Below are 284 nucleotides of genomic sequence, written 5' to 3'. Positions count from 1 at the left end.
TAAAAATAACTCTTTTTGTATTCTTAAAAATAGTTCCGAATCTTCAACTATTAAGACGCGACCTTTAGAATTTTCTACAGAGGAAGCTGAAGCAAAAGGTAAGCCATCTACAATTTTAAAAATATCTAAAATGGTAATTGTTTTGTCATTGATAAAAGCTGTTCCTATAAACCCGTCTCTATCAGAAGTATCTGTTGAAATCTTCGAATGATTTATAGCAATATCACGTATCTCTGAGACAACAAATCCAAGCTGTACCCCTCTGGCGTTTATAACAATAACAG

Annotated in this window: 1 protein-coding gene; it reads right to left on the bottom strand. The window is 32.4% G+C overall.

Features of this window, described 5'->3' with window-relative positions; genetic code table 11:
* The coding region (locus M901_RS05875; RefSeq protein ID WP_034720751.1) for a hypothetical protein at positions 1–284 on the bottom strand (284 nt) is incomplete at both ends.

It is taken from the genome of Bacteriovorax sp. DB6_IX (assembly GCF_000447775.1).
Taxonomy (GTDB): Bacteria; Bdellovibrionota; Bacteriovoracia; order Bacteriovoracales; family Bacteriovoracaceae; genus Halobacteriovorax_A.
The sequence above is the reverse complement of the archived record's forward strand: the minus strand, read 5'-3'. Positions and strand labels throughout refer to the sequence as shown.